This is a genomic window from Streptomyces sp. NPDC005408 (genome assembly GCF_040606445.1).
Classification (GTDB): Bacteria; Actinomycetota; Actinomycetes; order Streptomycetales; family Streptomycetaceae; genus Streptomyces.
The window spans coordinates 22,113-47,499 of record NZ_JBEXEX010000035.1; the positions used below are offsets into that span (position 1 = coordinate 22,113).

At 70.3% G+C, this 25,387-nt stretch carries 28 protein-coding genes; 18 read left to right on the top strand and 10 right to left on the bottom strand.

Features of this window, described 5'->3' with window-relative positions; translation table 11 throughout:
- Window positions 1-6: 6 nt before the first annotated feature.
- Both ABZS64_RS27220 and ABZS64_RS27225 read right to left on the bottom strand, forming a co-directional pair.
- Window positions 7-411 (bottom strand): VOC family protein, encoded by a 405-nt coding sequence (locus tag ABZS64_RS27220; protein WP_355834910.1) that lies wholly within the window; start codon window positions 409-411, stop codon window positions 7-9.
- Window positions 412-481: 70 nt separating this feature from the next.
- A complete protein-coding gene (locus tag ABZS64_RS27225) occupies window positions 482-1,372 on the bottom strand; it encodes a neutral zinc metallopeptidase (RefSeq protein WP_355834913.1) in 891 nt (296 codons plus the stop codon).
- Between the two features lie 280 nt (window positions 1,373-1,652).
- Here ABZS64_RS27225 and ABZS64_RS27230 point away from each other — a divergent pair, with 280 nt between their 5' ends.
- The 3 genes from ABZS64_RS27230 (at window position 1,653) to ABZS64_RS27240 (ending at window position 4,763) form a co-directional block, all read left to right on the top strand.
- Window positions 1,653-3,251, top strand: a complete 1,599-nt coding sequence (locus ABZS64_RS27230) for an ABC-F family ATP-binding cassette domain-containing protein (RefSeq protein WP_355834916.1) — start codon at window positions 1,653-1,655, stop codon at window positions 3,249-3,251.
- A gap of 372 nt (window positions 3,252-3,623) precedes the next feature.
- Entirely contained in the window at window positions 3,624-3,842 is a 219-nt protein-coding gene (locus ABZS64_RS27235) for a helix-turn-helix domain-containing protein (protein ID WP_185035675.1), read from the top strand.
- Between the two features lie 129 nt (window positions 3,843-3,971).
- The gene (locus tag ABZS64_RS27240; protein WP_355834919.1) at window positions 3,972-4,763 is read left to right on the top strand and encodes an enoyl-CoA hydratase/isomerase family protein; all 792 of its coding nucleotides are present in this window, start codon (window positions 3,972-3,974) and stop codon (window positions 4,761-4,763) included.
- 45 nt (window positions 4,764-4,808) lie between these two features.
- On the opposite strand, the gene ABZS64_RS27245 is transcribed toward ABZS64_RS27240, so the two are convergent.
- Entirely contained in the window at window positions 4,809-5,474 is a 666-nt protein-coding gene (locus ABZS64_RS27245; protein ID WP_355834922.1) for a hypothetical protein, read from the bottom strand.
- Between the two features lie 92 nt (window positions 5,475-5,566).
- Here ABZS64_RS27245 and ABZS64_RS27250 point away from each other — a divergent pair, with 92 nt between their 5' ends.
- The 5 genes from ABZS64_RS27250 to amaP are packed head-to-tail and all read left to right on the top strand — an operon-like array spanning window position 5,567 to window position 7,844.
- Window positions 5,567-6,064 carry an Asp23/Gls24 family envelope stress response protein gene (locus ABZS64_RS27250; RefSeq protein WP_355834925.1) on the top strand — a complete coding sequence of 166 codons (498 nt, stop codon included), beginning with the start codon at window positions 5,567-5,569 and terminating at the stop codon, window positions 6,062-6,064.
- Window positions 6,065-6,075: 11 nt separating this feature from the next.
- Window positions 6,076-6,267, top strand: coding sequence for a hypothetical protein (locus ABZS64_RS27255; RefSeq protein ID WP_355834928.1), 192 nt, complete (start codon window positions 6,076-6,078; stop codon window positions 6,265-6,267).
- 6 nt (window positions 6,268-6,273) lie between these two features.
- Window positions 6,274-6,621 carry a hypothetical protein gene (locus ABZS64_RS27260; protein ID WP_355834931.1) on the top strand — a complete coding sequence of 116 codons (348 nt, stop codon included), beginning with the start codon at window positions 6,274-6,276 and terminating at the stop codon, window positions 6,619-6,621.
- Window positions 6,618-7,259 (top strand): DUF6286 domain-containing protein, encoded by a 642-nt coding sequence (locus ABZS64_RS27265; RefSeq protein WP_355834934.1) that lies wholly within the window; start codon window positions 6,618-6,620, stop codon window positions 7,257-7,259. Before ABZS64_RS27260 ends, ABZS64_RS27265 begins: the two co-directional genes overlap by 4 nt.
- 6 nt (window positions 7,260-7,265) lie before the next feature.
- Window positions 7,266-7,844, top strand: coding sequence for an alkaline shock response membrane anchor protein AmaP (gene amaP, locus ABZS64_RS27270; protein WP_355834937.1), 579 nt, complete (start codon window positions 7,266-7,268; stop codon window positions 7,842-7,844).
- Window positions 7,845-8,043: 199 nt separating this feature from the next.
- On the opposite strand, the gene ABZS64_RS27275 is transcribed toward amaP, so the two are convergent.
- The 6 genes from ABZS64_RS27275 to ABZS64_RS27300 all read right to left on the bottom strand — a co-directional run bounded on the left by ABZS64_RS27275 (window position 8,044) and on the right by ABZS64_RS27300 (window position 13,655).
- Window positions 8,044-8,799 carry an SDR family oxidoreductase gene (locus ABZS64_RS27275; RefSeq protein ID WP_355834940.1) on the bottom strand — a complete coding sequence of 252 codons (756 nt, stop codon included), beginning with the start codon at window positions 8,797-8,799 and terminating at the stop codon, window positions 8,044-8,046.
- A gap of 5 nt (window positions 8,800-8,804) precedes the next feature.
- A complete protein-coding gene (locus tag ABZS64_RS27280) occupies window positions 8,805-10,589 on the bottom strand; it encodes a glycoside hydrolase family 15 protein (protein WP_355834943.1) in 1,785 nt (594 codons plus the stop codon).
- A gap of 70 nt (window positions 10,590-10,659) precedes the next feature.
- The gene (locus ABZS64_RS27285) at window positions 10,660-11,448 is read right to left on the bottom strand and encodes an SURF1 family protein (protein WP_355834946.1); all 789 of its coding nucleotides are present in this window, start codon (window positions 11,446-11,448) and stop codon (window positions 10,660-10,662) included.
- A 72-nt stretch (window positions 11,449-11,520) separates the two neighbouring features.
- A complete protein-coding gene (locus ABZS64_RS27290; RefSeq protein ID WP_355834948.1) occupies window positions 11,521-11,754 on the bottom strand; it encodes a hypothetical protein in 234 nt (77 codons plus the stop codon).
- A gap of 63 nt (window positions 11,755-11,817) precedes the next feature.
- Window positions 11,818-12,795: a DEDDh family exonuclease gene (locus ABZS64_RS27295; RefSeq protein WP_355834951.1), complete on the bottom strand. Its 978-nt coding sequence runs from the start codon at window positions 12,793-12,795 to the stop codon at window positions 11,818-11,820.
- A 197-nt stretch (window positions 12,796-12,992) separates the two neighbouring features.
- Window positions 12,993-13,655, bottom strand: coding sequence for a TetR family transcriptional regulator (locus tag ABZS64_RS27300; protein ID WP_355834954.1), 663 nt, complete (start codon window positions 13,653-13,655; stop codon window positions 12,993-12,995).
- A 93-nt stretch (window positions 13,656-13,748) separates the two neighbouring features.
- Here ABZS64_RS27300 and ABZS64_RS27305 point away from each other — a divergent pair, with 93 nt between their 5' ends.
- From ABZS64_RS27305 to ABZS64_RS27340, 8 genes are all read left to right on the top strand, one after another.
- Window positions 13,749-14,546 carry an acetoacetate decarboxylase family protein gene (locus tag ABZS64_RS27305; protein ID WP_355834957.1) on the top strand — a complete coding sequence of 266 codons (798 nt, stop codon included), beginning with the start codon at window positions 13,749-13,751 and terminating at the stop codon, window positions 14,544-14,546.
- On the top strand, window positions 14,546-15,430 hold the full coding sequence (locus ABZS64_RS27310; protein ID WP_355834960.1) for an SDR family NAD(P)-dependent oxidoreductase: 885 nt from the start codon (window positions 14,546-14,548) through the stop codon (window positions 15,428-15,430). The genes ABZS64_RS27305 and ABZS64_RS27310 overlap by 1 nt, the downstream gene beginning before the upstream one ends.
- 10 nt (window positions 15,431-15,440) lie before the next feature.
- A complete protein-coding gene (locus tag ABZS64_RS27315) occupies window positions 15,441-16,730 on the top strand; it encodes an amidohydrolase family protein (protein WP_355834963.1) in 1,290 nt (429 codons plus the stop codon).
- Entirely contained in the window at window positions 16,727-17,962 is a 1,236-nt protein-coding gene (locus ABZS64_RS27320) for an amidohydrolase family protein (RefSeq protein WP_355834966.1), read from the top strand. The genes ABZS64_RS27315 and ABZS64_RS27320 overlap by 4 nt, the downstream gene beginning before the upstream one ends.
- Before the next feature lie 24 nt (window positions 17,963-17,986).
- Window positions 17,987-18,697 (top strand): VIT family protein, encoded by a 711-nt coding sequence (locus ABZS64_RS27325; protein WP_355834968.1) that lies wholly within the window; start codon window positions 17,987-17,989, stop codon window positions 18,695-18,697.
- 102 nt (window positions 18,698-18,799) lie between these two features.
- Window positions 18,800-19,684, top strand: coding sequence for a sterol desaturase family protein (locus tag ABZS64_RS27330; RefSeq protein WP_355834970.1), 885 nt, complete (start codon window positions 18,800-18,802; stop codon window positions 19,682-19,684).
- A gap of 89 nt (window positions 19,685-19,773) precedes the next feature.
- Window positions 19,774-20,370 (top strand): lysoplasmalogenase, encoded by a 597-nt coding sequence (locus ABZS64_RS27335; protein WP_355835072.1) that lies wholly within the window; start codon window positions 19,774-19,776, stop codon window positions 20,368-20,370.
- 18 nt (window positions 20,371-20,388) lie between these two features.
- Window positions 20,389-21,447 (top strand): zinc-dependent alcohol dehydrogenase family protein, encoded by a 1,059-nt coding sequence (locus tag ABZS64_RS27340; protein ID WP_355834973.1) that lies wholly within the window; start codon window positions 20,389-20,391, stop codon window positions 21,445-21,447.
- A gap of 68 nt (window positions 21,448-21,515) precedes the next feature.
- Here the strand turns inward: ABZS64_RS27340 and ABZS64_RS27345 are convergent, their stop codons facing one another.
- Window positions 21,516-23,054, bottom strand: a complete 1,539-nt coding sequence (locus tag ABZS64_RS27345; protein WP_355834976.1) for a S8 family serine peptidase — start codon at window positions 23,052-23,054, stop codon at window positions 21,516-21,518.
- A gap of 268 nt (window positions 23,055-23,322) precedes the next feature.
- On the opposite strand from ABZS64_RS27345, the gene ABZS64_RS27350 reads away from it, so the two are divergent.
- A complete protein-coding gene (locus ABZS64_RS27350; protein ID WP_355834979.1) occupies window positions 23,323-23,688 on the top strand; it encodes a DUF485 domain-containing protein in 366 nt (121 codons plus the stop codon).
- Window positions 23,685-25,328: a cation acetate symporter gene (locus ABZS64_RS27355; RefSeq protein WP_355834982.1), complete on the top strand. Its 1,644-nt coding sequence runs from the start codon at window positions 23,685-23,687 to the stop codon at window positions 25,326-25,328. The genes ABZS64_RS27350 and ABZS64_RS27355 overlap by 4 nt, the downstream gene beginning before the upstream one ends.
- The last annotated feature ends 59 nt before the right edge of the window (window positions 25,329-25,387 follow it).

The following is a 25,387-nucleotide window of genomic DNA, read 5'->3' on the forward strand; positions in this document are numbered from 1 at the left end:
GAGGCCCTAGGACCCCTCCGCCCCCGGTGCGTACGTGCCGAAGCTCCACACATTGCCCTCGATGTCCCGCGCCATGTAGTCCCGCGCGCCGTAGTCCTGGTCGGTCGGCGGCATCACGATGTCCGCTCCTCGGTCCACCGCCCTGCTGTGGTGCGCGTCGACGTCGTCGACATGGACGAACACCGCCATCGGCCCGCCGCCCTCCATCAGCTTGTCGAACTCGCTGCCGGTGCCCTTGCTGCCCAGCATCACCATGCCGTTGCCGAAGGTCAGCTCGGCGTGCATCACGGCGCCCGCCTCGTCCTCGTACACCGCGTGCTCGGTGAAGCCGAAGGCCTCGGTGAGCTGTTTGATCGCTGCCTTCGCGTCCGCGTACCTCAATGTCGGACAGATGCTTGGTGACTGAGTCATCTCGACCACTCCTTCAGGCTCGACGGTAGGAATGTGATCTGCATCTCAGTCTGGCAGCCGCCACTGACACTCAGCCGAAGGTGTTGCACCGGGCCATGTCGCCCGTGGTGTAGCCGTTGTAGAACCACTGCCGGCGCTGTGCGGCCGAGCCGTGCGTCCAGGTCTCCGGCGTGACCCGGCCCTGGAACTTTTCCTGGATCCGGTCGTCGCCGACGGCCGCCGCCGCGTCCAGGCCGTCCTGGATGTCCTCGGGCGTGAGCCTGGTCAGCAGGGGCCGGCCGGTGGTCTCGTCCGGCGTGGTCGTCGCGTGGTGCGCCCACACCCCGGCGTAGCAGTCGGCCTGCAGCTCCACCTTCACGGCATTGCTGTTCGCGCCCTGCTGCCCGTCCTGCGCCCGCTGCAAGGTGCCCATCAGGTTCTGGACATGGTGGCCGTACTCGTGGGCCACGACGTACGCCTGGGCGAACGGCCCGCCGCTGGAGCCGAATTTGGTGCGCAGATCGCCGAAGAAGCCGAGGTCGAGATAGACCTGCCGGTCGCCGGGGCAGTAGAACGGCCCGACCGCCGAGGTCGCTGTCCCGCATGCCGTGCCCACCCGGCCCGTGAACATGACCGTCCGGGCGTCGGTGTAGCGCCCCTGCCGTCGCGTGAACTCGGCCCGCCAGTAGTCCTGCACGCTGTTGACCACCGCGACGATCCGGCAGTCCTCCCGGGTGTTGGCGTCCGAACCCGTCCTGCAGGCCTGGTTCACCTGCGCCTGGGTCGAGGCGGTCGCGGCGGGATCGGAGTCGCCCGACGTCAGTCCGAGCTGCTCGGGACCCACACCGAAGAGCAGCCCCAGGATCAGCGCGATGATGCCGACGATGCCGCCGCCGATGGTGGCCCTGCCGCCCGGGACGCGGCTGCCGCGCACATCCTGGACCTCGGACGTGTCCAGATCGGCGTCGTCGTCGAACTGCATGGGCCACCACCCTCTGCTCACGGCGGCGGCAGCCCGCCGCCCTGCGCCGAGTATCGATCAGTGTGATGTGTATCGCCCCTTTTGTTATGAAGCCCCTCTATGTGCGACGCTCTGCAGCCGGAGCGGCGGTCGAGCCCGGGTGCAGCCGCGAAAGTCGGCGGAAAAGCACTTGCCGGCCCCCGGTAGACTGACCCGTATGGCAATTCTCCTTGCGCATTAGACGGCGTCGAAGCTCCCACGCCCGTCCCTTCCGCCGTCCATACCGCCCTGGAGTCTTTCCGTGATCACCGCTTCCGGCATCGAGCTGCGCGCCGGCGCACGCGTCCTCATCGAGTCCGCTTCCTTCCGTATCGCCAAAGGCGACCGCATCGGCCTCGTAGGCCGCAACGGCGCGGGCAAGACCACCCTCACCAAGTGCCTTGCGGGCGAAGGCATCCCCGCCGCCGGCGCCATCGCCCGCTCCGGCGAGGTCGGCTATCTCCCGCAGGACCCGCGCACCGGCGACCTCGACACCCTCGCCCGCGACCGCATCCTCTCGGCCCGTGACCTCGACTCCGTACTGAAGAAGATGCGCGAGAACGAGGACCGCATGGCGAACGGCAAGGGCGCCACCCGCGAGAAGGCGATGAAGAAGTACGAGCGCCTGGAGACGGAGTTCCTCACCAAGGGCGGTTACGCCGCCGAGGCCGAGGCCGCCACCATCGCCGCCGCGCTCGGCCTGCCCGACCGGGTGCTCGGCCAGCCGCTGCATACGCTCTCCGGCGGTCAGCGCCGCCGGGTCGAGCTCGCGCGCATCCTCTTCTCGGACGCCGACACCCTGCTGCTCGACGAGCCCACCAACCACCTCGACGCCGACTCGATCGTCTGGCTGCGCGACTACCTGAAGTCCTACCGCGGCGGCTTCATCGTGATCTCCCACGATGTCGATCTCGTCGAGACGGTCGTCAACAAGGTCTTCTACCTGGACGCCAACCGCTCGCAGATCGATGTCTACAACATGGGCTGGAAGCTCTACCAGCAGCAGCGCGAGGCCGATGAGAAGCGCCGCAAGCGCGAGCGCCAGAACGCCGAGAAGAAGGCCGCGGCCCTCAACTCCCAGGCGGACAAGATGCGCGCCAAGGCCACCAAGACCGTGGCCGCGCAGAACATGGCCAAGCGCGCCGAACGGCTGCTCTCCGGCCTTGAAGCGGTACGTGTCTCCGACAAGGTCGCCAAGCTGCGCTTCCCCGATCCCGCGCCCTGTGGCAAGACCCCGCTGACCGCGGAGAGCCTGTCCAAGTCGTACGGATCACTCGAGATCTTCACCGATGTGGATCTCGCGATCGACAAGGGCTCCCGGGTCGTCATCCTCGGCCTCAACGGCGCGGGCAAGACGACGCTGCTGCGCCTGCTCGCGGGTGTCGAGACACCGGACACCGGAGCGGTCACCCCGGGCCACGGGCTCAAGCTCGGCTACTACGCCCAGGAGCACGAGACGCTGGACCCGGACCGCACGGTCCTGGAGAACATGCGCTCGTCCGCGCCCGACCTCGACCTCGTCCAGGTGCGCAAGACGCTGGGCTCGTTCCTGTTCTCCGGCGACGACGTCGACAAGCCGGCCGGGGTCCTCTCCGGCGGTGAGAAGACCCGTCTGGCGCTGGCCACCCTGGTCGTCTCGTCCGCGAACGTCCTGCTCCTCGACGAGCCGACCAACAACCTCGACCCGGCCAGCCGCGAGGAGATCCTCGGTGCGCTGCGCACCTACAAGGGCGCGGTCATCCTCGTCACGCACGACGAGGGAGCGGTCGAGGCGCTCGAGCCCGAGCGCATCATCCTGCTGCCGGACGGCGTCGAGGACCTGTGGGGCTCGGACTACGCGGACCTGGTGGCGCTCGCCTGACGGCCCCGGACCGGTGCCGGACCGGTGTTTCCGGTCCGGTCCGGCTCTGATCCACTCCGTATGGATCATTCGGCTCACGGGTGATCCATCATCTGAGTGAGAACGTCTCGTACCCCGGCGTGGCACCGAGCGGATCAGCTCCCTCCGGTGCCATGGCCCACCCGTCCCGCCCACGCGGCGCTGACCAGGCACTTCTACAAGGAATCCGCGCGTACGTGCGGATTGCGGCACCCGGAATGAAAGATTCCGATCGTGGCTGCCCCATATCGGGCGGCAAAGCTTGTCGCACGGACCTTGCCGAATGGGTGGCCAGGAAGCCCCCGAGGGGTGATCATGAGAAGTCCAGAGCGCACTTCCCATGAGGAGGCACGGGTGGCCGAGACTCTGAAGAAGGGCAGCCGGGTTACCGGCGCCGCGCGCGACAAGCTCGCGGCAGACCTGAAGAAGAAGTACGACTCCGGTGCGAGCATCCGGGCGTTGGCCGAAGAGACCGGCCGCTCCTACGGATTCGTCCACCGGATGCTCAGTGAGTCCGGAGTCACGCTGCGGGGACGCGGCGGAGCGACGCGAGGCAAGAAGGCTACGGCCTGACCGTCGAGGCTCCTCCGGTCCACCGGTTTCCACGGTGGCAACCCGGTCGGTCGCAGGGTCGGCCGGGTGGTTACTGTGCAGTCACTTAACTTCGTTTGCATGTGACTGCACCCGAACCGGAGGCGCCCCATGACTTCGCTCGACTCTGTGCTCGACAAGGACGGCGTACGGCTCACCGTCGAGGACGCGGTTGCCACGGTGACCCTGACCAACCCGGACAAGCGCAACGCCCAATCTCCCGCTCTGTGGCGGGCGTTGGCGCAGGCGGGTCGGTCGTTGCCGGGCAACGCGCGGGTCGTGGTGCTGCGCGGCGAGGGCAAGTCCTTCTCCGCGGGGCTCGACCGGCAGGCGTTCACGCCCGAGGGCTTCGACGGCGAGCCGTCCTTTCTCGATCTCGCGCGCGGCTCCGACTCGGAGCTCGACGCGGTCATCGCCGAGTACCAGGAGGCGTTCACCTGGTGGCGCCGCAGTGACATCGTCACGATCGCGGCCGTCCAGGGTCATGCGATCGGTGCCGGATTCCAGCTCGCCCTCGCCTGCGACCTCCGGGTCGTCGCGCAGGACGTGCAGTTCGCCATGCGCGAGACCAGCCTCGGGCTCGTCCCCGACCTCACCGGCACGCACCCGCTGGTGTCGCTCGTCGGCTACGCCCGCGCGCTGGAGATCTGCGCGACGGGCCGCTTCGTCCATGCCGACGAAGCCGAGCGCACCGGCCTGGCCAACCTTGTCGTGCCCGGCGACGAGCTCGACGGCGCGGTACGGGACCTGGCGGCCGCGCTGCTCGCGGCGCCGCGGGACGCGGTGATCGAGACCAAGGCGCTGCTGCAGGGTGTGAGCGGCCGTTCGTACGAGGACCAGCGCACCGCCGAGCGGGCTGCGCAGGCGCGCCGGCTGCGTGACCTCGCGGGCATCGGCGACTGATCCGCTCCGGGCAGGCCCGCGTGACGTTCAGGGCACCGCCCCCGGTCACATTCCTACGGCCGTGACCAGCACCGACACCGGGCGGCCGTCCGCGAGCGCAGCCGTCACCGCCTCGCGGACCGCCCGAACCACCTCCAGCGGGTGGTGACCGCTCGCCGTCGCCACCTCGACCCGGACATGGTCGGGCGCGAGATGCACAGCCGCGCCCAGGGTCGCCGTCAGATGGGCCACGCCCGCGGCCCCGGACGCCGCCGTGCCCGCCGGATCCTTCGGGTCGGCCGCCCGTACCCCGGGTGGGGGAGCGTCGTCCAGGGTTTCCGGGGCGGCGTCCAGCACGTCCGTCACGCGCAGATCCACCTCCGCGACCCTCAGATCCAGCAGCTGGGCCGCGGCCGTGAACAGGGCTGCACGCAGCTCGGACGCTGTCGCGGGAAGCGGCTCCCACGCCACCGCCGCGAAATCCGCCTCGATACGCAGCGGGCCCGGCGGCAGCGCGCTCGGCGGCGGCGGTACGGCGGGCCGTGCCGCCGCTTCCGGGTCCGCGAGCGCCAGCCTCAGCCTTCCGGGCGCCACCCCCGGCACCTCGGCCGCCACGCGCCGCAGCACCACGTCGGCCGCCTGTTCCGCCAGCCAGGCCCCGTCCGCGGCGCCGCCCAGCGGAAGCAGCCTGCCGAGCCCGAGCCGTCGCCGTACTGCATCAGCGGTGGTCATTGGTCCAGCGTGCCGCATCCCCGGCGCGAGAGCGGGCAAGCGCACTTAATGTGGACAACGGAGTCCAACCCGCCCGGAAAGGACGCACGGCGATGACCGACACCACTCAGTTCAACCGGCCCGAGAACCGTGGCAATGAGCCGTCGGGCTCGGGCGAAGAGCCCAGGAAGACGTCCACGACCAAGCGCGGCGGCGGCGATCCCGCCTCCCGCGGCCGTACCACCATCGCCGACGGTGTCGTCGAGAAGATCGCCGGGCTCGCCGCCCGCGACGTCCTCGGAGTCCATGCCATGGGCAGCGGGATCTCCCGTACCTTCGGCGCGGTCCGCGACCGGGTGCCGGGCAGCAGCAAGTCCAGTGTCACCCGCGGTGTGAAGGCCGAGGTCGGCGAGGTGCAGACGGCCCTCGACCTGGAGATCGTCGTCGACTACGGCGTCTCTATTGCCGATGTTGCCCGCGCCGTCCGCGAGAACGTCATCTCCGCGGTGGAACGCATGACAGGACTTGAGGTCGTCGAGGTCAATATCGCGGTCAGCGATGTGAAACTGCCCGATGAGGAAGAGGACGAGCCGGAACCGCGTCTCCAGTAGAGGAGCCCACGATGAGCATGGCTGTAGCCGGCCTGATCGCCGGCATGGCGCTCGGCTTCGCCGGATACTTCGGCGGATTCGGTGCCTTTCTGCTGGTCGCCGCCCTGGGGGCGATCGGCTTCGTGGCGGGCCGGTTCCTCGACGGCGACCTCGAACCCGGCGACTTCTTCCGCAGTCGCGATCGCGGCGACCGGCGGCGGTGACCCGCGGTGGCCCCGGACCGCGTCGAAGCCACCGAGCGCGGGGCGACCACGATCGCCGACCGGGTGGTCGCGAAGATCGCCGCGCAGGCGGCGCGTGAGGCGCTCGAGGGCGTACCGAAGGGCGGCACGGCGCCGCACGCCACGGTCACGGTGCACGCTGACGTGGCCCGGGTGCGGGTCAGCCTGGAGCTCGACTATCCCTCCGACATCGGCGGTCAGTGCGGCTCCGTGCGTCATCACGTCGTCCAGCGGGTAAAGGCGTTGGCGGGTATGGATGTGCCCGAGGTGGCGGTGCAGGTCGAGCGGCTCCACTCGGTGCACTCGCGCATGGCGGCACAGGGGAGGATCCGATGAGCGAGCCCGTACGGCCCGTACTCGATCTGGACCAGTCGGCGTCGTCGGCCGTCTACGAGCCGGGTCCGGCACCGGCCGAAGGCGACGGCGGCAAGGCAGGGCGGTTCTGGTCCGCACGCAGAGTGCCGGCCGGGCTGGTTGCCCTGGTGGTGCTCGGTGGCGCGGGACTGCTGCTGTACGACATCGCGGCGGTACGGGCCGACCGGCCCGCCATGCACTGGCGCCGCGTCTTCGCGGCGGACCTCGCGAAGTGGCGGCTGGACGAGCTGGGGGTGCTGGCCGTCGCGGTGGCCGCGATGGCCGTCGGCGTCTGCCTGATCGTCATCGCCGTCACGCCCGGACTGCGGGCGCTGCTGCCGATGCGGCGCGACGTCGCATCCGTACGGGCGGGGCTCGACCGGGAGGCCGCGGCGCTGGTGCTGCGGGACCGGGCGATGGAGATTTCCGGGGTGCAGTCCGCGCGGGTACGGATGGGGCGTAAGAAGGTTTCGGTGCGCGCGCAGTCGCACTTCCGTGAACTCGACGACGTACGAGCGGATCTGGACACGGCGCTGGGCATCGGCATCCAGGAACTCGGCCTCGCCAGGCCGCCCGCACTGACCGTGCATGTCGGCCGGCCGCCGGCGAAGAAGAGGTGAGGGCGGATGCTCGGGGTCATCAATCGCGTACTGCTCGGCCTGGCCGGGCTGGTGCTGCTGTGCGTGGGCGGCGGGGTGCTCGCGGCGGGGGCCGGATGGTCCGTGCCGTCCTGGTGGCCCTGGGACGGGCCGAGAGACGTACTGCTCAGCAAGGCGGACCGGTACCGCTGGCGTGACGAGGGCTGGTGGTGGCCCGCGGTCATCGCCGCACTCGCGGTGATCGTGCTGCTCGCGCTGTGGTGGGTGATCGCCCAACTGCGGCGCGCCCGGCTGGCGGAGGTGCTCGTGGACAGCGGCGACGGCGAGGGCGCGCTGCTGCGGGGGCGGGCGCTGGAGGGCGTGCTTGAGAGCGAGGCGGAGTCCCTGGAGGGCGTGTCCCGCGCCCACGTCACCCTGACGGGCCGCCGCAGCACACCGGAGGCGCGGGTCGCCCTGCTCCTCGAGCCGCACGCGTCTCCCGGGGAGTCGCTACAGCGGCTGACGGAGGAGGCGGTGGGGCACGCGAGGGACTCGGCGGGGCTGGCGGTGCTGCCGGCGGAGGTGCGATTGAGGGCGGCGAAGCACGGTGCGCAGAGGGTGAGTTGAGGGCGCGCCGCCGCTGCTGCCCGGTCCCGCCCCGGAGCCGCTGCGCGGAGCCTTTCCCCAACCCGCCCCTTCCCGAACCGGGGCTGCGCCCCGCACCCCCGGGGGTGCTGGGCACCCCCACGCCCGCGACAGCTTCGCACCCCCGGGGCCTGCGCATCGCCGAGCCCGCGGGCAAGCCCCGTGGCCTGGCGCACCCCCGTCAGAAGCCGTGGCGCGCGCCGCCGTCCACCGGGAGCATGACTCCCGTCAGATACGACGCCGCGGGCGACAGCAGGAAAGCCGCCGTGTTGCCGAACTCCTCCCGGGTGCCGTAGCGCCGCAGCGGAATGCGGGACTCGTTCGCCGTGCGGGCCGCCTCCGCGTCGCCGGAGAGGGCGTCGAGTTCGCGGACCCGGTCCGTGTCGATGCGGGACGGGAGCAGGCCGACGACCCGGATGCCCTGGGGACCCAGTTCGTCCGAGAGGGACTTCGCGAAGCCCGCCAGGCCCGGGCGGAGGCCGTTGGAGATCGTCAGGCCCGGGATCGGTTCGTGGACCGAGCCGGACAGGACGAAGCCGATGACACCGCCCTCGTCCAGCGCCGCCGCCGCGGTGCGGGCCAGCCGTACCGCACCCAGGAACACCGCTTCGAACGCCGCGAGCCACTGCTCGTCCGTGTTGTCCGCGGCGAAGCCCGGCGCCGGGCCGCCCACGCTGATCAGGATGCCGTCGAAGCGCCCGAAGTGGGCCCGGGCCGCGGCGACGAGGCGTTCCGCCCCCGCCGGGTCGGCGTTGTCCGCGGCGATACCGACGGCGTTCGGGCCGAGGGCGTCCGCGGCGTCCGCGGCCGTCTTCTCGTCACGCCCGCTGATGACGACCTTCGCGCCGTCGGCCACAAGTGCCCGCGCCGACGCGTTCCCCAGCCCTCGTGTCCCACCCGTGACGACATAGACACGGTCCTTCAGTCCAAGATCCATGGGGCCTATCCTGCCGTCTCCTCCCCGGCCAGCGCGAGGGCCGAGACCACCAGCCCGATATGGCTGAACGCCTGCGGGAAGTTCCCGACCTGCCGGCCGGCCACCGGGTCGTACTCCTCGGCCAGCAGCCCGACGTCATTGCGCAGGGCGAGCAGCCGCTCGAACAACTCCCGTGCCTCCTTCACGCGGCCCGTCAGACGTAACGCGTCGACCAGCCAGAACGAGCAGGCCAGAAACGCCCCTTCACTCCCGGGCAGTCCGTCCACGGTCCTGCCGTTCGTGCTGTAGCGCCGTACGAGACCCGCCGTCCCCAGCTCCTGCCGCACCGCGTCCACCGTCCCGATCACCCTCGGATCGTCCGGCGGCAGAAAGCCGACTCGCGGGATCAGCAGCGCCGCCGCGTCGAGTTCGACCGAGCCGTACGACTGCGTGAAGGTGTTCCGTACCGGGTCGTACCCCTTCTCGCACACCTCCCGGTGCACCTCGTCCCGCATCACACGCCACCGGTCCGCTTCACCGGGCAGCGAAGGATGCCTCTCCAGCGTGCGCACGGCACGGTCCGCCGCCACCCACGCCATCACCTTGGAGTGCACGAAGTGCCGCCGCGGGCCCCGCACTTCCCACAGCCCCTCGTCCGGCTCACGCCATTTGGACTCCAGGAAGCCGAGCAGGGTGAGCTGCAGACTCCAGGCGTGCGTCTCCGAGGGCAGGCCCGCCTCCCGCGCCACGTAGAGGGAGTCGAGCACCTCTCCGTACACATCGAGCTGCAGTTGCTTGACCGCCTCGTTGCCGGTGCGGACCGGCGCGGAGCCCGCGTAGCCGCTCAGCCACGGAAGCTCGGTCTCGGGCAGCCGGCGCTCGCCCGACAGCCCGTACATGATCTGCAGATCCGCCGGGTCGCCGGCCACCGCGCGCAGCAGCCAGTCGCGCCAGGCGGAGGCCTCTTCGTGATAGCCGGCCGTCACCAGTGCGCCCAGTGTCAGGGTGGCGTCGCGCAGCCAGCAGTAGCGGTAGTCCCAGTTGCGTACGCCGCCGAACTCCTCCGGCAGGGAGGTGGTGGGCGCGGCGACGATCCCGCCGGTCGGGCCGTAGGTGAGCGCCTTCAGCGTGATCAGCGAGCGGATCACGGCCTCGCGGTACGGAGCCTCGCACCGGCAGCGCGCGGACCACTCGGCCCAGTCGTCCAGGCTGCTCCGCAGCGCCTCGTGCGGGTCGACGAGCGGTGGCCGCTGCTCGTGGGAGGGGTGCCAGGTGAGGACGAACGCCACCTTCTCGCCCTCGCCGACCGTGAACGACGAGCGGGTGCTGAACTCGTGCCCCCACGTCTTGACGCTCGGCTCGCTGCGCAGCCATACGGAGTCGGGCCCCGCCACCGCCACTCGGTGCCCCTCCGCCCGCCGCATCCACGGCACGACGGAGCCGTAGTCGAAGCGCAGCCGCAGTGTGGCGCTCATCTCGACCGAACCGCTGACGCCCTCCACGATGCGGATGACATCGGGGGCCCTGTCGCGCTGCGGCATGAAGTCGATGACCTTGACCGTGCCGGTCCGCGTCTCCCACACCGACTCCAGGACGAGCGACTCCTCGATGTAGCCGCGGCGGGTGCAAGGGCCCGCGCCCTTCGGCGCGATCGTCCAGTGGCCGTTGTCCTCATCCCCGAGCAGCGCCGCGAAACAGGCCGCCGAGTCGAAGTGGGGCAGGCACAGCCAGTCGATGGAGCCGTCGTTGCCCACGAGCGCGGCGGTGTGCAGATCGCCGATGAGGGCGTAGTCCTCGATGCGTAGGGTCACGCTTTCGCGTGTTCCCTGCCGGGGCTGCGATTAAGCAGTCGCGGAGCTGTGCCAAGGCGGCTGACAGGACCTAGGCGTTTGCGGGAGCGGGCTCCGGCGCCGTTTGTGCCGCGGAGGCCTCACGGTCGCGCCTCTCACGGCGTACGAGAATCACCCAGCCGACGGGTACCGCCGCGGTGAACAGCCACCACTGGACGGCGTACGCCATGTGCGCGCCGATGGAGTCGTGGTCGGGGTCCGGGATCAGTTCGGGGCTGCTGCCCGCGGGCTCGGGAGCGGTCTGCTCCAGATAACCGCCGAGCACGGTACGGCCCAGCGCCTTCGCCTGCTGCGTGCTGCTGATCAGCATGATCTGGCGGGGCGGCAGACCGGCCAGGTCCTTGATACCGCTGGCCTTCGTCGTCTCGTCGGCCTTGAGCCGGCCGGTCACCGTCACCACGCCCTTGGGGGCGGGCGGCACGGACGGGAAGGCCCGTTGGTCGGCGGCGGCCGGGATCCAGCCGCGGTTGATCAGGACCGCCCGGCCGTCGGCGAGGATCAGCGGGGTCAGGACATGGAAGCCGACGCGGTCGTCGGCGGAGGTGCGGCGGCGTACGACGACCTCGTGCGCGGTGTCGAAGGTGCCGGTGGCCGTGACCTGGCGCCAGTAGTCGGTGCTCGGGACGGTGTGCCCGGGGGAGGTCAACTCGGTCACGGGGACGGACTTGGCCTGAAGGTTCTTGGCGATCAGTGTGTTCTGCGCGACCCGGTGCTGGTGCCGGTGGAGCTGCCAGAAGCCCAGCTCGATCATCGTGGGGATGAGTACGAGGCCGATGAGGGTGAGGATCACCCACTGGCGGGACAACAGGAAGCGGTACACCCCATGACCGTACAACCGGGGTCACGGGGTGCGGGGAGTGGGGTCCGGGGACTCGGGGCGTGAACGCAGGGGTCAGACTTTGTCGACGATGCCCGCCCTCCCCTCCGCGCGGGCGCAGTGCCCGCCGCAGAACCAGTGGCCCTCGACCTCGACGCCTTGCCCGATGATCTGGACCCGGCAGTGCTCACAGAGGGGCGCCATGCGGTGAATGGCGCAGGAGAAGCAGTCGAAGACGTGCACCGCGCCCTGCGCGTGCACCTCGAAGGACATGCCGTAGTCGTTTCCGCAAACCTCGCAACGTGCCATGCGCCACAGGGTGGGACGTGAGGCGGCCGTGGGCGAGCGGGCGGCGGGCGAGTCGCCTCCGGTTCACTCCGATGCGGGTGCCGCAGCCACGTCCCGCAACAGCTGGGTGAAGGCCGCCTCGTCGATGACGGGCGTGCCGTACGCCTTCGCCTTGACCGTCTTCGACGTCGCAGCCTCGGGATCGTTGGTCACCAGAAGGCTGGTCAGCCGCGAGACGCTGGTGGCGACATGCAGGCCCGCCTCGATCGCCCGGTCCTCCAGCAGCTCACGGTCGACGGAGGTGTCTCCGGAGAACGCCACCCGCATGCCTTGCGTCAGCGGCCCGCCGGTCTCGTACCGCCCCGGGTTGGGGTAGGGGCATGCGGGGCGCTTGCGCGAGGGCCGCCAGCTGTTCTGCCCGTACGAAGCCTGGTACCCGATGCGCGGGGTCGCGGGGGAGTCCGACCACTCGGTCAGCGGACGGCATTCGAGCAGCGGCAGCCGCACCCCGTCACGTGCCGCTGTGTGCAGACTCGGCCGGAACGCCTCGGCCAGCACGCGCGCGTCGTCCAGGGCGTGGTGCGCCCGCTGCTGTACGACGCCGAAGTGCGCGGCGAGCGACTCCAGCTTGTGGTTGGGCAGCGGCAGCCGCAGCTCCTTGGAGAGCGCGATGGTGCACAGCCGCTGCCGGGTGGGCGCGGTGGCCTCGGCGCGTGCGTACTCCCGGGCGATCATCGACCAGTCGAAGATGGCGTTGTGCGCGACGAGGACCCGGCCGTCGAGCCGCTCGGAGAACTCAGCGGCGATGTCGCCGAAGAGCGGTGCGCCTTCCAGCACATCGCTCGTCAGACCGTGGATCCACACCGGACCCGGATCCCGCTCCGGGTTGACGAGGGTGTACCAGTGGTCCTCGACATTGCCCCGGGCGTCGAGACGGTACACAGCAGCGGAGATTATCCGGTCGTCGCGGGCGAGTCCGGTGGTCTCCACGTCGACGACCGCGTACCCCTGGGGATACGCGGCCGGCCACGCTGTAGCTGCGGTTGTACGGTCGTCGAGCATGGTCACAGAGAATACGGGCCCGCACTGACAGCGCCCGATGGGCCCGGTCCGTCCACTGCCCGGCCCGGCGCGGCGACGAGGTACGCGGCCGCGGGCTGTTCCAGGCCACGGCCGTCAACAGGCCCCGGCGGCACGCGATATGGCGTCCCGTGCGCCCGCTCGGGCGTCACCTGACCGTGTAACAGCGGCCGGCCCACCTACCGTCCGCCAGGCCCCTCGTCCGTGCCCGACGGGACCGCCTCCGCCGGTGGGAGCAGCGCGCTCACCAACGCCCTTACCGAGGCGGTGAACAGCTTCTCCGGATCGGCGGGCCGCGCCAGCGCGCGGGCCAGCGCCGGGTCGTGCTCGGCCGTCCGCGCGTCCCACAGCTCGCCCTCGCCGGGCGACTGGACCGGCGAGCGTTCCCGGTTGCGCTCGAGGAGTACGAAACCGACAACCTGGAACTGCACGGCGCGCACTGCCTCGGCCGCGCGCGCCCCGCGCAGCCCTGCGGCGTGCATCTCATGCACGAGCGCCTGCTGGGCGGGCAGGAACATCCGGTCCGTGAGCCCCCGTTCATGGACCATCGCGATCAGGTGGGGGCGCTCGCGCAGCTCGCGGCGCAGCCGCCGGGCGACCGAGACGACGCGCTGCGCGGGCGCAGCGCCGACGGGCCGGATCGCGCCCATCTCCTGGACCGTCCGCTCGACCAGTGCGTCCAGCAGCGACTCGCGATTGCCGACATGCCAGTAGATCGAGGTGACGGCCGTGCCGAGCTCGGCGGCGAGCTTGCGCATGGTGAGGGCCTGCGGGCCGTGCTGCTTGACGAGTGAGGCGGCCGCTTCGAGTACCTCTTCGCGGGTCAGCGCGGTTCTCGGCATGGTGCCCCCAATTCCGGTACGTGCACGGCTCTTTACCCTTCATCGCCACCGGTGTAACTGTGTTACAGGTCGACTGACGAAGGGCGGTACGACATGGCACGCGTACGGTACGGCGCGCGCACCGAGGCGGAGATCGCCGCGGCCCGCGCATCCAGTTCCAAGCTCCCCGACATCTGGTCCACCGGTGTGGTGGCCGTGTGGGAGAGCGACCCGGACGCGGTGGCGGCCGTACTCCCGCCGCCGCTCAAACCCACCGAACGGCCGCTGGTGCGGGCCAATATCAGCAAGGTCGACCTGCCCGGCTATCCGCTCGGCGCCGGCTCGGTGGCCGTCGCGGCGCTGCACGACGGGCGCGAGGGCTGGTACCCCCTCGTCATGCCGATGACCCATGAGCGCGCGCTGATCGGCGGACGGGAGGTCTTCGGCGAGCCGAAGAAGCTGGGCGAGGTCACCGTCGAGCGTGACGGCCTCGTCGTACGGGCCGTGCTCGCCCGGCACGGCATCGCCTTCGTCGAGGTGCGGGGCGCCGTGGACGGCCCGCTTCCGCTGCCCGAACCGGCCGAGAAGCTCGACTTCTACTTCAAGTTCCTGCCCGCGGTCGACGGTCATGGCTTCGACGCCGACCCCGTCCTCGTGCACTGCACGCGCAACGAGAAGTTCCGCACACTCGAGAAACTCACCGGCGATGTGGTGCTGCGCGAGTCGATGTACGACCCCGTCGCTGACCTGCCCGTACGCCGGGTCGTCGAGCTCACCATCGGCGAGAAGACCACCGACCAGAAGGGCAAGGTGGCCGAACGGGTGAGCGCCCAGGCGCTGCTGCCCTACATCCACCAGCGCTACGACGACCCGCAGCAGATTCTCGACGGCCCGCCGGCGGGGAGCGTCTGATGCAGCTGAGCCAGGGACAGGTCGCCGTCGTCACGGGCGCGGCGAGCGGCATCGGACTCGCCATGGCGCGCCGGTTCGCGTCCGAAGGGCTCAAGGTCGTCCTCGCGGACGTCGAGGAGCAGGCGCTGTACAAGGCGGCGGACGAGCTCACCGCGGACGGCGCCCGGGTGCTCGCGCGCACCGTCGACGTGGGGGACCGCACCTCCGTGCTCGAACTCGCGGACGCCGCGTACGAGACCTTCGGCGCCGTCCATGTGCTGTGCAACAACGCGGGGGTCGGCTCCGGCGCCGAGGGCCGGATGTGGGAGCACGAGCCCAACGACTGGAAGTGGGCCTTCGCCGTCAACGTCTGGGGCGTATTCCACGGCATCCAGGCCTTCGTGCCGCACATGATCGCGAGCGGTGAGCCGGGCCATGTCGTCAACACATCCTCGGGCGACGGCGGGATCGCGCCCCTGCCCACCGCGTCCGTGTACGCGGTCACCAAGTCGGCCGTGGTGACGATGACGGAGTCGCTGTACGCGCACCTCAGGGCGGAGCACGCGCGCGTGGGCGCGTCCGTCCTCTTCCCGGGGCCCCACATGCTGCGCACCGGACTGTGGGAGTCGCACCGCAACAGGCCCGAGCGGTACGCGAAGGAACACCCGCGCAGAACGCCGTACCGCAGCCTCGACCAGTGGGAGACGGCGATGAAGGACGCCGGTCACGAGGTGGCCTTCACGCCCGTGGAGGAAGTCGCCGGCTTCGTCGTGGACTCGATCCGCGCGGAGCGCTTCTGGATGCTGCCCGCGAGCGAGCACAGCGACCGGCAGATCCGCGCCAGGTCGCAGTCGATGCTCGACCGCGCCAACCCGTCGTACCTGGAAAGCTTCATTCTCGACTGAGGGGCACCTGATGTCAGACGTGAGGTCAGACCCGTACCTGATCATCTCCTCCGACTGCCACGCCGGGCTGCCGACCGAGCGGTACCGGCCCTATCTGGACTCCCGCTTCCACCGGGAATTCGACGCCTTCCTCGCGGGACGCGACCGCCGCCGCGAGGAGATGACCCGGCTCGGCGTACGCAACGAGGCCTTCGCCAGCAAGTGGTTCAGCGACAACGAGGAAGGCCTCAAGGGCGGTTGGGACACCGCCCAGCGGCTCAAGGAGCTCGACGGAGACGGAGTGGCGGCCGAAGTCGTCTTCCCGGACGCGGACGCCGTCGACAGCCAGACCGCGGCACCTTTCGGGGTGGGGCTCGGACTCTCCGGCGACCAGGACCCCCAGCTCGGCATGGCGGGCGCGCAGGCGCACAACCGCTGGCTCGCCGAACTCGTCGCCGAGAACCCCGAGCGGCACTGCGGGGTCGCCCTGCTGCCCATCACGGCGGAGCCCGCGAAGGTCGTCGCGGAGATCCACCGGGCCAAGGAGTCCGGGCTCGGCGCGCTGATGATCCCCTCGATGTGGGTGGACAAGGAGCCGTACCACGACCGGCGTTACGACCCTGTGTGGGCGGCCGCCGCCGAGACGGGGATGCCGGTCGTCACCCATTCCGGCGCGGCGCCGCGCCACGAGTACGGCGACCATCTCGGCATCTATGTCTCCGAGGTCACCTGGTGGCCCGCACGGCCCCTGTGGTTCCTGCTGTGGTCCGGTGTCTTCGAGCGCCACCCCGGCCTGAGGTTCGGCGTCGCCGAGTCCGGCTGCTGGTGGCTGCCCAACCAGCTGTGGTTCATGGACCGGCTCTATCTCGGCGCGCACGGCGGCAAGAAGCTCTCGCCCTTCGCCGAGCTGAAGCGGCCGCCGAGCGAGTATCTCGACCGCCAGATCTTCATCTGCGCCACCAACACCAAGCGGCGCGAACTCGCCCAGCGGTACGAGATCGGGGTCGACAACATCCTGTGGGGCAGCGACTTCCCGCACCCGGAGGGCACCTGGCCCGACACGCGCGCGTGGCTGGCGAAAACCTTCCACGACATCCCCGTCGCCGAGACCCGCCGCATGCTGGGCCTGGCCGCGGCGGACGTCTTCGGCTTCGACACCGAGAAGCTCGCCCCCATCGCCCGGCGCATCGGCCCGACCCCGGCCGAACTGCGGCAGTCCGAGGACCAGCCGGCCGTCGAGGCGTCCTGGGCGAGGTCGCGGGAGGTGGGCCGCCACTGGCTGACGGACAACGACTTCCCGGTCCTGGGAGCTTCGTCATGAGAGACGGAGCCGACCGCTACACCGTCATCTCCGCCGACTGCCACGCCGGGGCCGACCTCCTCGACTACAAGCCGTATCTGGAGAAGACGTACCACGACGACTTCGACGCCTGGGCGGCCACGTACGTCAACCCGTACGAGGATCTGCTCGCCGACACCGCCGACCGCAACTGGAACTCCGAGCGCCGCGTGAGCGAACTGGAGGCCGACGGCATCGTCGCCGAGGTCGTCTTCCCCAACACCATCCCGCCCTTCTTCCCCAGCGCCTCACTGATGGCCCCGGCGCCTTCGCGGGCCGAGTACGAACAGCGCTGGGCCGGGCTGCGCGCCCACAACCGCTGGCTCGCCGACTTCTGCGCGGCGGCACCCGGGCGACGGGCGGGCGTCGCGCAGATCCTGCTCAACGACGTCGACGAGGCGGTCCGCGAGATCCGCCGCGCCAGTGCGGCGGGCCTCACCGGCGGGATCCTGCTGCCGGGCACACCACCGGGCTCGGGGCTTGCCGAGCTGTACTCGCAGACGTACGACCCGATCTGGGCCGTCTGCGACGAGCTCGGCGTGCCGGTCAACCACCACGGCGGCTCGGCGTCCCCGCCGCTGGGCGAAGAACCGGCGGCCCGTGCGGTGTTCATGGTGGAGACGACCTGGTTCTCGCACCGGGCCCTGTGGCATCTGATCTTCGGCGGGGCCTTCCGCCGCCACCCGGACCTCAAGCTGGTCCTCACCGAACAGGGCTCGGGCTGGATCCCGGGCGTGCTCGACATGCTGGACTACTACCACTCGCGCCTGGTGGCAGCGGCGACGAAGGCCGCCACCGCGGAGTCCAAGTTCGGTGCGGGGCTCGCCGCTTCGATGGGCAGGGGACCGAGCGAGGTCTGGCGCGACAACTGCTTCGTCGGCGCCAGCTTCATGCGCCCGCACGAAGTGCCGCTGCGTGAGCGGATCGGGCTCGACAAGATCATGTGGGGCAGCGACTATCCGCACGACGAAGGCACCGCCCCGTACTCCCGCGAGGGCCTCCGCATCGCCTACGCCGGACTGCCGAGGAACGAGGTCGCGGCGATGGCCGGCGGCAACGCCGCCCGGGTCTACGGCTTCGACCTCGGCCTCCTCGACCCGATCGCGGCCAAAGTCGGCCCGACGGTCGAGGAGATCGCCGAGCCGCTGACCGAGATCCCGGCGGACGCGACCAGCCCCGCGTTCGCCAGAGGCGGGTCGGTGCGCGTGTGGTGACAGGAAGGGTGAGACCCTCCCCCGGTGACGGAAGCACCCCACGACGAGGCCCACGGCGGGGCACTCGGCGCGCGCCTCAACTGGCTGCGGGCCGCGGTCCTGGGCGCCAACGACGGCGTCGTCTCCACCGCGGGCCTCGTCGTCGGCGTCGCCGGAGCCACCGGCTCGCGCGCCACGCTGCTCACCGCGGGCCTCGCGGGACTGCTCGCCGGATCCATGTCCATGGCGGCCGGTGAGTACGTCTCCGTCTCCACCCAGCGCGACTCGGAGAAGGCGGCGCTGGCCGTGGAACGACGCGAGCTGCGCGAACAGCCGGAGGAGGAACTGGAGGAGCTGACCGGCCTGTTGGTGGCCCGTGGCCTGTCCAAGGACGTGGCCCGCGAGGCGGCCGAGCAGCTCACCGAACGCGACGCTCTGCGCGCCCACGCGCGCGTGGAACTCGGCATCGACCCGGACCAGTTGGCCAACCCCTGGCACGCGGCGGGCGCGAGCTTCCTCGCGTTCACGGCGGGCGCGCTGCTGCCCCTGCTGGCGATCGTGCTCCCGCCCTCGTCGGCGCGGCTGTACGTCACGGTCCTCTCGGTACTCGCGGCGCTGGCCCTCACAGGCTGGTGGAGCGCCCGCCTGGGCGCGGCGTCGGTGGCTCCCGCTGTGCTGCGCAACGTGGGCGGGGGAGCGCTGGCGATGGCGGTCACATATGGGGCGGGCTCACTGCTCGGCGCGGTGGGTATCTGAGGGTGTTGGCAGAAGTCACCAAAAGCAGCTGACAAGTTGTCTCGCATACTTGTCGGTAACAACCTCTAGCCGCAGCCCCCGCACCGGTCCTACGGTGCTCGCATGCCGAACCTGCCCGATGTCGTGCTGTGGTCGATACCCGCCTTCGTCCTGCTCACCGTCCTGGAGATCGTGAGCTACCGGATCCATCCCGACGAGGACTCCGCAGGCTACGAGACCAAGGACGCCGCCACCAGCATCGGCATGGGGCTCGGGAGTCTCGCCTTCGACTTCCTCTGGAAGATCCCCATTGTCGCGATCTACACCGCGGTGTACGAACTCACCCCGGCCCGCGTCCCCGTCCTGTGGTGGACCGTGCCGCTGATGCTGCTCGCGCAGGACTTCTTCTACTACTGGTCCCACCGCGGCCATCACGTCATCCGCGTCCTGTGGGCCTGCCATGTCGTCCACCACTCCAGCCGGAAGTTCAACCTCAGCACCGCGCTGCGCCAGCCCTGGACGAGTCTGACCGTCTGGCCGTTCTATCTGCCGCTCATCGCGTGCGGCGTGCATCCGGCCGCGCTCGCCTTCTGTTCGTCCGCCAACCTCGTGTACCAGTTCTGGGTGCACACCGAGCGGATCGACAAGCTGCCGCGGCCCTTCGAGTACGTACTCAACACGCCCTCCCACCACCGGGTGCACCACGCCTCCCAGGGCGGCTATCTGGACCGGAACTTCGGCGGGATCCTCATCGTCTGGGACCGGCTCTTCGGGTCCTTCGCGCCGGAGACCGAGCGGCCCGTCTTCGGACTCACCAAGAACATCGAGACGTACAACCCGCTGCGGGTCGCGACGCACGAGTACGCGGCCATCGCGCGGGATGTACGGGCGGCGACCAGCTGGCGCGAGCGGGCCGGGCGGGTCTTCCGCGGGCCCGGGTGGCAGCCCGCCGCCGCGGAGCCTGCTGTCGCACCGGTGGCCGAAACGGCCGCGGAGCCTGCCGCGTGAGCACACCGGAAGGCGTCGGCGCCCGCGGCCCGGTCCGACGGCAGGCGGCCTCGGAATCCCCCTCGGGCCGCGAGGCGCTCGCCCGGTTCCTGCTCATCGCCTTCGGCCTCGCCGTCGCCGTCGACCTCGGGTCCCTCCTCGTCGGAGCCGGGGCCGGGCACCAGATCGCCAAGCCCCTGCTCATGCCGCTGCTCGCCGCCCACGTGTACGCACGGGGCGGACCGCGGCTGCTGGTCGCCGCGCTGCTCTGCGGCTGGGGCGGGGACGTGTTCCTGCTCTCGTCGGCCGACCTCGCGTTCCTCCTCGGGATGGGGTGCTTCGCGGCCGGGCACGTCTGCTACCTGGTGCTGTTCGGGAAGGGCCGTACGCACCCCGGGCTCGGCATCCTCTACGGCATCGCACTGGTCGGCGCCGTCGCAGCGCTCTGGCCGGACCTGCCGTCCGATCTGCGTATTCCGGTCGCCGGATACAGCGTGCTGCTCACCGCCATGGCCTACCGCTCGTCGCGGCTCGGGCTCCTCGTCGGACTGGGCGGGGCGCTCTTCCTGCTCTCCGACATGCTCATCGCCACGGGTGTCGCCCACTGGCCCCAGCTGCCCCGCCCCGACTTCTGGATCATGCTGACCTATCTGTGCGCGCAGGCACTGCTCGCACAGGCGTACCGTGAGAGCCGCACTTTCGTCTGATCAGCAAGGATCCGCCCCATGCGCGCCACCGTCATCCACGCCCCGCACGACATCCGCGTGGAGGAGGTGCCCGATCCGGTGATCCAGCAGCCCACCGATGTGGTGCTGCGCGTCCTGCGGGCCTGTATCTGCGGCAGCGACCTGTGGGCGTACCGCGGCGAGTCGGCCCGGCAGCCGGGGCAGCGCATCGGCCATGAGTTCCTGGGCGTCGTCGAGGAGGCCGGTTCCGCGGTCACCGGGTTCGAGCCCGGCGATCTGGTCGTCGCTCCGTTCGTGTGGTCCGACGGCAGCTGTGAGTACTGCGCCGAGGGCCTGCAGACCTCCTGCCCGCAGGGCGGCTTCTGGGGCTCCATCGGCTCCGACGGCCTCAAGTCCGACGGCGGTCAGGGCGAGGCCGTACGCGTTCCCTTCGCCGACGGCACCCTCGTCAAGCTCCCCGCCGACGCCGCCTCCGACGACCACCTGCTGACCGCGCTGCTCGCGCTCTCCGACGTCATGGGCACCGGACACCACGCGGCCGTCGGCGCGGGCGTCACCAAGGGCTCCACCGTCGCGGTCGTCGGCGACGGTGCTGTCGGCCTGTGCGGTGTGCTCGCCGCCAAGCGGCTCGGCGCCGAGCGGATCATCGCGCTCGGCCGCCACCAGGTGCGTACCGACATCGCCAAGACCTTCGGCGCCACCGACGTCGTCGCCGAGCGCGGCGATGCGGCGATCGCGGCCGTCCGCGAGCTCACCGGCGGGCAGGGCGCACACGCCGTCATCGAGGCGGTCGGCACCGAGCAGTCGATGCGTACGGCCGTCGGGATCACCCGCGACGGCGGCGCGATCGGCTATGTCGGCGTGCCCCACGGCAGCGGCACCGGCCTGGACCTCGGCGTGATGTTCGACCGGAACATCGCCCTGCGCGGCGGCGTCGCGCCCGTGCGCGCGTACATTCCCGAGCTGCTGCCCGACGTCCTGGACGGCACGATCGACCCGTCGCCCGTCTTCGACCTGTCGGTCGGCCTCGACGGTGTCCCCGCGGGCTACAGGTCGATGGACGAGCGCACCGCGCTGAAGGTCCTCATCAAGCCGTAACGACAACCGCAACAGCGCAGAGGGGCCGGACGCAACCTGTGCGTCCGGCCCCCTGAACTCCTGAGCCGTCAGCGGCGAACCGCGTCCAGCGCGTCCGCGACACCCGTTCCGTAGAAGGAGTTGTCGCGCGTGCTGCCCTCGCACACCGCGTCGACCGTGCCGTCGCCGTCGATGTCGTACGGGTTGGTGCAGGCCGTGTCGTCCGCCTCCGCGTACAGCAGGGCCTTCACCGCCGCCGCCGAAGCGTGCGGGTGCCGCGACTTGATGAGCGCGACGACGCCCGCGACATGCGGCGAGGCCATCGACGTACCGGCCTTGTAGCCGTACTTGCCGCCCGGCAGCGTGGACAGGATCCGGCCGTCGACGGCCGGAGCGTCCGGCTTCTGGAAGAGGGTCGAGTCACCACCGGGTGCGGAGATGTCGATGACGCCTAGACCGTAGTTGGAGTACGAGGACTTCAGGTTCTTCGCACCCAGCGCGGAGACGGTGACGACACCGGGGATCTGGGTGGGAATGTCCAGGCACTCACGGGGGTTGATGACCCGCTCGACGGGGGTGGTGTCGTTCGGGCTCGTCGCGTCCGGGATCTCGTCCGCGGCGAGGTCCGTCCGGGAGTTGCCGGCCGCGGCGACGCTCACCACGCCCTTGCGCTCCGCATACCCGATGGCCCGGCGGTGGGCTTCCACGAGAGCCCCCTGGTCGGCGTCGTTCTTGCAGTTGAACAGCCACGGGTCGGTGTAGTAGCTGTTGTTGGTCACATCGACGCCGTGCTCGGCGGCCCAGACGAAGCCGCAGACGACCGCCTCGGTGTAGAAGAAGCCGTCCGTGGTCGCCACCTTGATGCCGGAGACCTTGACGCCCGGGGCGACACCGGTGATGCCGATACCGTTCTTGGCCGCGGCGATCGTGCCCGCGACATGCGTGCCGTGGTCGCTCTCGTTGGCAGCCGGCCGCCAGGAGCCGGGAGTCGTGTCCGGCTTGCCCGTCACACAGTTGGCGGACGCCGCGGCGTCGAAGTTGGGCGCGAGATCGGGGTGGGTGTCATCGACACCCGTGTCGATGACCGCGACCGTGACCTTCTTGCTGCCCAGCGTCTTCTCATGGGCCTTGTCCGCCTTGATGGCGGGCAGGTCCCACTGAAGGGGCTCGAGCGGGTCCTGACCGGCATCCGCCAGCGCGGCCGCGGTCTTCGCCGCCTGGGCGGTCAGCGGGCTCTCGGAGCCGATCGCCGTGTCGCTCGCGGGGGCGGGGGCGATCGGCGCGGTACGTGTCGCGCCCGCCGAGGCCACGCCCCGGACCTGACGGATCGTCTTGGCGAAGTCGGGGTTCTGCGAGTGGACGACGATGACACCTATCTGGTCGTAGGCGATCACCACCGAACCTCCGGCCCTGGCTATCGCCTTCTTCACCGACGTGGCCGTGCCGTGCCCGCCCTTGACGTTCACGACGTACGACAGCTTGGGGCCGTCGGTCACGACCGCCGCGGGTACCTCGTCCGCCTGGGCTGCCGAGGCGGATCCCGCGGGAAGGAAGCCGAGCGAGGCCGTGAGCGCCAGACCTGCGGGCAGAGCGAGTGCGCGCCGCCGTCTGGATCCCAGATGAGCCATGGGTTCTCCACATCATCCGTGTCAACCGCCCAGACCCCTGTGAAATGGGCGGGTACATGACCAGCGAAGCTATCGCCGATCATGGGCCGCCATCAATGAGTTCGGGAATAAACCGGGAAAGAAACCGGGAAGAAAAAGGCCGATGTTGAACCGGTCCGGCGTGCTCTCCGTGCCGTTGTCAGGGGGTGGAGCAACATCAAGACCACCCCCGACAGTGAGGTCGTCCCCCATGTCCATCCCCACCGCACCCGCGTCGCGAGGAGATTCCGTGGCCACCGATGCACCGCCGCCCCAGGGCGGTACGGACACCAGCCCCGCTCAGCCCACGACAGAGTCGTTCGTCGAGGTGCAGGAGAGTGCGGAATTCGGCGAACTGCGCCGCACATACCGCTCCTTCGCCTTCCCGCTGACCGTCGCCTTCATCGCCTGGTACCTGCTCTACGTACTGCTGTCCAACTACGCCGGCGGCTTCATGGGCACGAAGCTCTTCGGCAACATCAATGTCGCCCTCGTCTTCGGACTCGCCCAGTTCGCCACCACGTTCCTCATCGCCTGGCTCTACTCGCGTCATGCAGCCACAAAGCTCGACCCCAAGGCCGAGGCGATCAAGTCCCGCATGGAGGACGACGCATGAGCGCCGCGTACGCCGCGTATCCCACGGTCCAGCTCGCCGCCGCCGAAGGGGCGAGCGAACACCGGCCGCTGATCATCACGCTGTTCGCGTGCTTCGTCGTCGCCACCCTGGTCATCACCGTGTGGGCCGGACGCCAGACCAAGAACGCCGCCGACTTCTACGCGGGCGGCCGCCAGTTCACCGGTTTCCAGAACGGACTCGCAGTCTCCGGCGACTACATGTCCGCCGCGTCCTTCCTCGGCATCGCGGGCGCCATCGCCCTCTTCGGCTACGACGGCTTCCTCTACTCCATCGGATTCCTCGTCGCCTGGCTGGTCGCGCTGCTGCTGGTCGCCGAACCGCTGCGCAACTCCGGCCGCTACACGATGGGCGACGTCCTCGCCTACCGGATGCGCCAGCGCCCCGTCCGTACCGCCGCCGGCACCTCCACCATCGTCGTCTCGATCTTCTATCTGCTGGCGCAGATGGCGGGCGCGGGCGTGCTGGTCTCACTGCTGCTCGGCATCACCAGTGACGCGGGCAAGATCGCGATCGTCGCCCTGGTCGGCGTACTGATGATCGTGTACGTGACCATCGGCGGCATGAAGGGCACCACCTGGGTGCAGATGGTCAAGGCCGTCCTGCTCATCGCGGGCACCGTGCTCATCACCTTCCTGATCCTGCTGAAGTTCAACTTCAACCTCTCGGACCTGCTGGGCAAGGCGGCCGAGAACAGCGGCAAGGGCGCGTCCTTCCTGGAGCCGGGACTCAAGTACGGCAAGACCGGCACGTCGAAGCTGGACTTCATCTCGCTCGGCATCGCGCTGGTGCTCGGCACCGCCGGCCTGCCGCACATCCTGATCCGCTTCTATACGGTGCCGACCGCCAAGGCGGCCCGTAAGTCCGTCAACTGGGCAATCGGCATCATCGGCGCGTTCTACTTGATGACGATCGTGCTCGGCTTCGGCGCTGCCGCCCTGCTCAAGCCCGGCGACATCATCGCCTCCAACAAGGCGGGCAATACGGCGGCGCCACTCGCGGCGCTGGAGATCGGCGGCGGTTCGGGCTCCACCGGAGGCTCCATCCTGCTGGCGGTGATCTCCGCGGTCGCCTTCGCCACCATCCTCGCGGTGGTCGCGGGCCTGACTCTGGCCTCCTCGTCCTCCTTCGCGCACGACATCTACGCCAACGTCATCCGCAAGGGCAAGGCCACCGAGGGAGAAGAGATCCGCGCGGCCCGCTGGGCGACGGTCGCCATCGGCATCGTCTCCATCGCGCTCGGCGCGATGGCCCGCGACCTGAATGTCGCCGGTCTGGTCGCCCTCGCGTTCGCGGTCGCCGCGTCCGCGAACCTGCCGACGATCCTCTACAGCCTGTTCTGGAAGAGGTTCACCACGCAGGGCGCGCTGTGGTCGATCTACGGCGGTCTGACCTCGGCCGTGGTGCTTGTGCTCTTCTCGCCGGTCGTCTCCGGCAAGCCCACCTCCATGTTCAAGGAGGCGGACTTCTTCTGGTTCCCGCTGGAGAACCCGGGCATCGTCTCCATCCCGCTGGGCTTCCTGCTCGGCTGGCTCGGCACCCTGCTGTCCAAGGAGGAGCCCGACAAGGGCAAGTACGCGGAGCTCGAGGTCAAGTCCCTCACGGGGACCGGAGCACACTGACCGATCCCGCTTCGTACGAGTCGGAGGCGCGGCCGCGTCGTAGAGTCCTACGACGCGGC

What these genes read in the sequence shown, in the direction of transcription:
- ABZS64_RS27355 (WP_355834982.1), top strand. Translation starts at nt 23,685, where the DNA reads ATGAGCGCCGCGTACGCCGCGTATCCCACGGTCCAGCTCGCCGCCGCC.
- ABZS64_RS27295 (WP_355834951.1), bottom strand. Translation starts at nt 12,795, where the DNA reads ATGCTCGACGACCGTACAACCGCAGCTACAGCGTGGCCGGCCGCGTAT.
- ABZS64_RS27275 (WP_355834940.1), bottom strand. Translation starts at nt 8,799, where the DNA reads ATGGATCTTGGACTGAAGGACCGTGTCTATGTCGTCACGGGTGGGACA.
- ABZS64_RS27330 (WP_355834970.1), top strand. Translation starts at nt 18,800, where the DNA reads ATGCCGAACCTGCCCGATGTCGTGCTGTGGTCGATACCCGCCTTCGTC.
- ABZS64_RS27310 (WP_355834960.1), top strand. Translation starts at nt 14,546, where the DNA reads ATGCAGCTGAGCCAGGGACAGGTCGCCGTCGTCACGGGCGCGGCGAGC.
- ABZS64_RS27290 (WP_355834948.1), bottom strand. Translation starts at nt 11,754, where the DNA reads ATGGCACGTTGCGAGGTTTGCGGAAACGACTACGGCATGTCCTTCGAG.
- ABZS64_RS27320 (WP_355834966.1), top strand. Translation starts at nt 16,727, where the DNA reads ATGAGAGACGGAGCCGACCGCTACACCGTCATCTCCGCCGACTGCCAC.
- ABZS64_RS27250 (WP_355834925.1), top strand. Translation starts at nt 5,567, where the DNA reads ATGACCGACACCACTCAGTTCAACCGGCCCGAGAACCGTGGCAATGAG.
- ABZS64_RS27265 (WP_355834934.1), top strand. Translation starts at nt 6,618, where the DNA reads ATGAGCGAGCCCGTACGGCCCGTACTCGATCTGGACCAGTCGGCGTCG.
- ABZS64_RS27300 (WP_355834954.1), bottom strand. Translation starts at nt 13,655, where the DNA reads ATGCCGAGAACCGCGCTGACCCGCGAAGAGGTACTCGAAGCGGCCGCC.
- ABZS64_RS27245 (WP_355834922.1), bottom strand. Translation starts at nt 5,474, where the DNA reads ATGACCACCGCTGATGCAGTACGGCGACGGCTCGGGCTCGGCAGGCTG.
- ABZS64_RS27340 (WP_355834973.1), top strand. Translation starts at nt 20,389, where the DNA reads ATGCGCGCCACCGTCATCCACGCCCCGCACGACATCCGCGTGGAGGAG.
- ABZS64_RS27220 (WP_355834910.1), bottom strand. Translation starts at nt 411, where the DNA reads ATGACTCAGTCACCAAGCATCTGTCCGACATTGAGGTACGCGGACGCG.
- ABZS64_RS27345 (WP_355834976.1), bottom strand. Translation starts at nt 23,054, where the DNA reads ATGGCTCATCTGGGATCCAGACGGCGGCGCGCACTCGCTCTGCCCGCA.
- ABZS64_RS27255 (WP_355834928.1), top strand. Translation starts at nt 6,076, where the DNA reads ATGAGCATGGCTGTAGCCGGCCTGATCGCCGGCATGGCGCTCGGCTTC.
- ABZS64_RS27240 (WP_355834919.1), top strand. Translation starts at nt 3,972, where the DNA reads ATGACTTCGCTCGACTCTGTGCTCGACAAGGACGGCGTACGGCTCACC.
- ABZS64_RS27225 (WP_355834913.1), bottom strand. Translation starts at nt 1,372, where the DNA reads ATGCAGTTCGACGACGACGCCGATCTGGACACGTCCGAGGTCCAGGAT.
- ABZS64_RS27305 (WP_355834957.1), top strand. Translation starts at nt 13,749, where the DNA reads ATGGCACGCGTACGGTACGGCGCGCGCACCGAGGCGGAGATCGCCGCG.
- ABZS64_RS27315 (WP_355834963.1), top strand. Translation starts at nt 15,441, where the DNA reads ATGTCAGACGTGAGGTCAGACCCGTACCTGATCATCTCCTCCGACTGC.
- amaP (WP_355834937.1), top strand. Translation starts at nt 7,266, where the DNA reads ATGCTCGGGGTCATCAATCGCGTACTGCTCGGCCTGGCCGGGCTGGTG.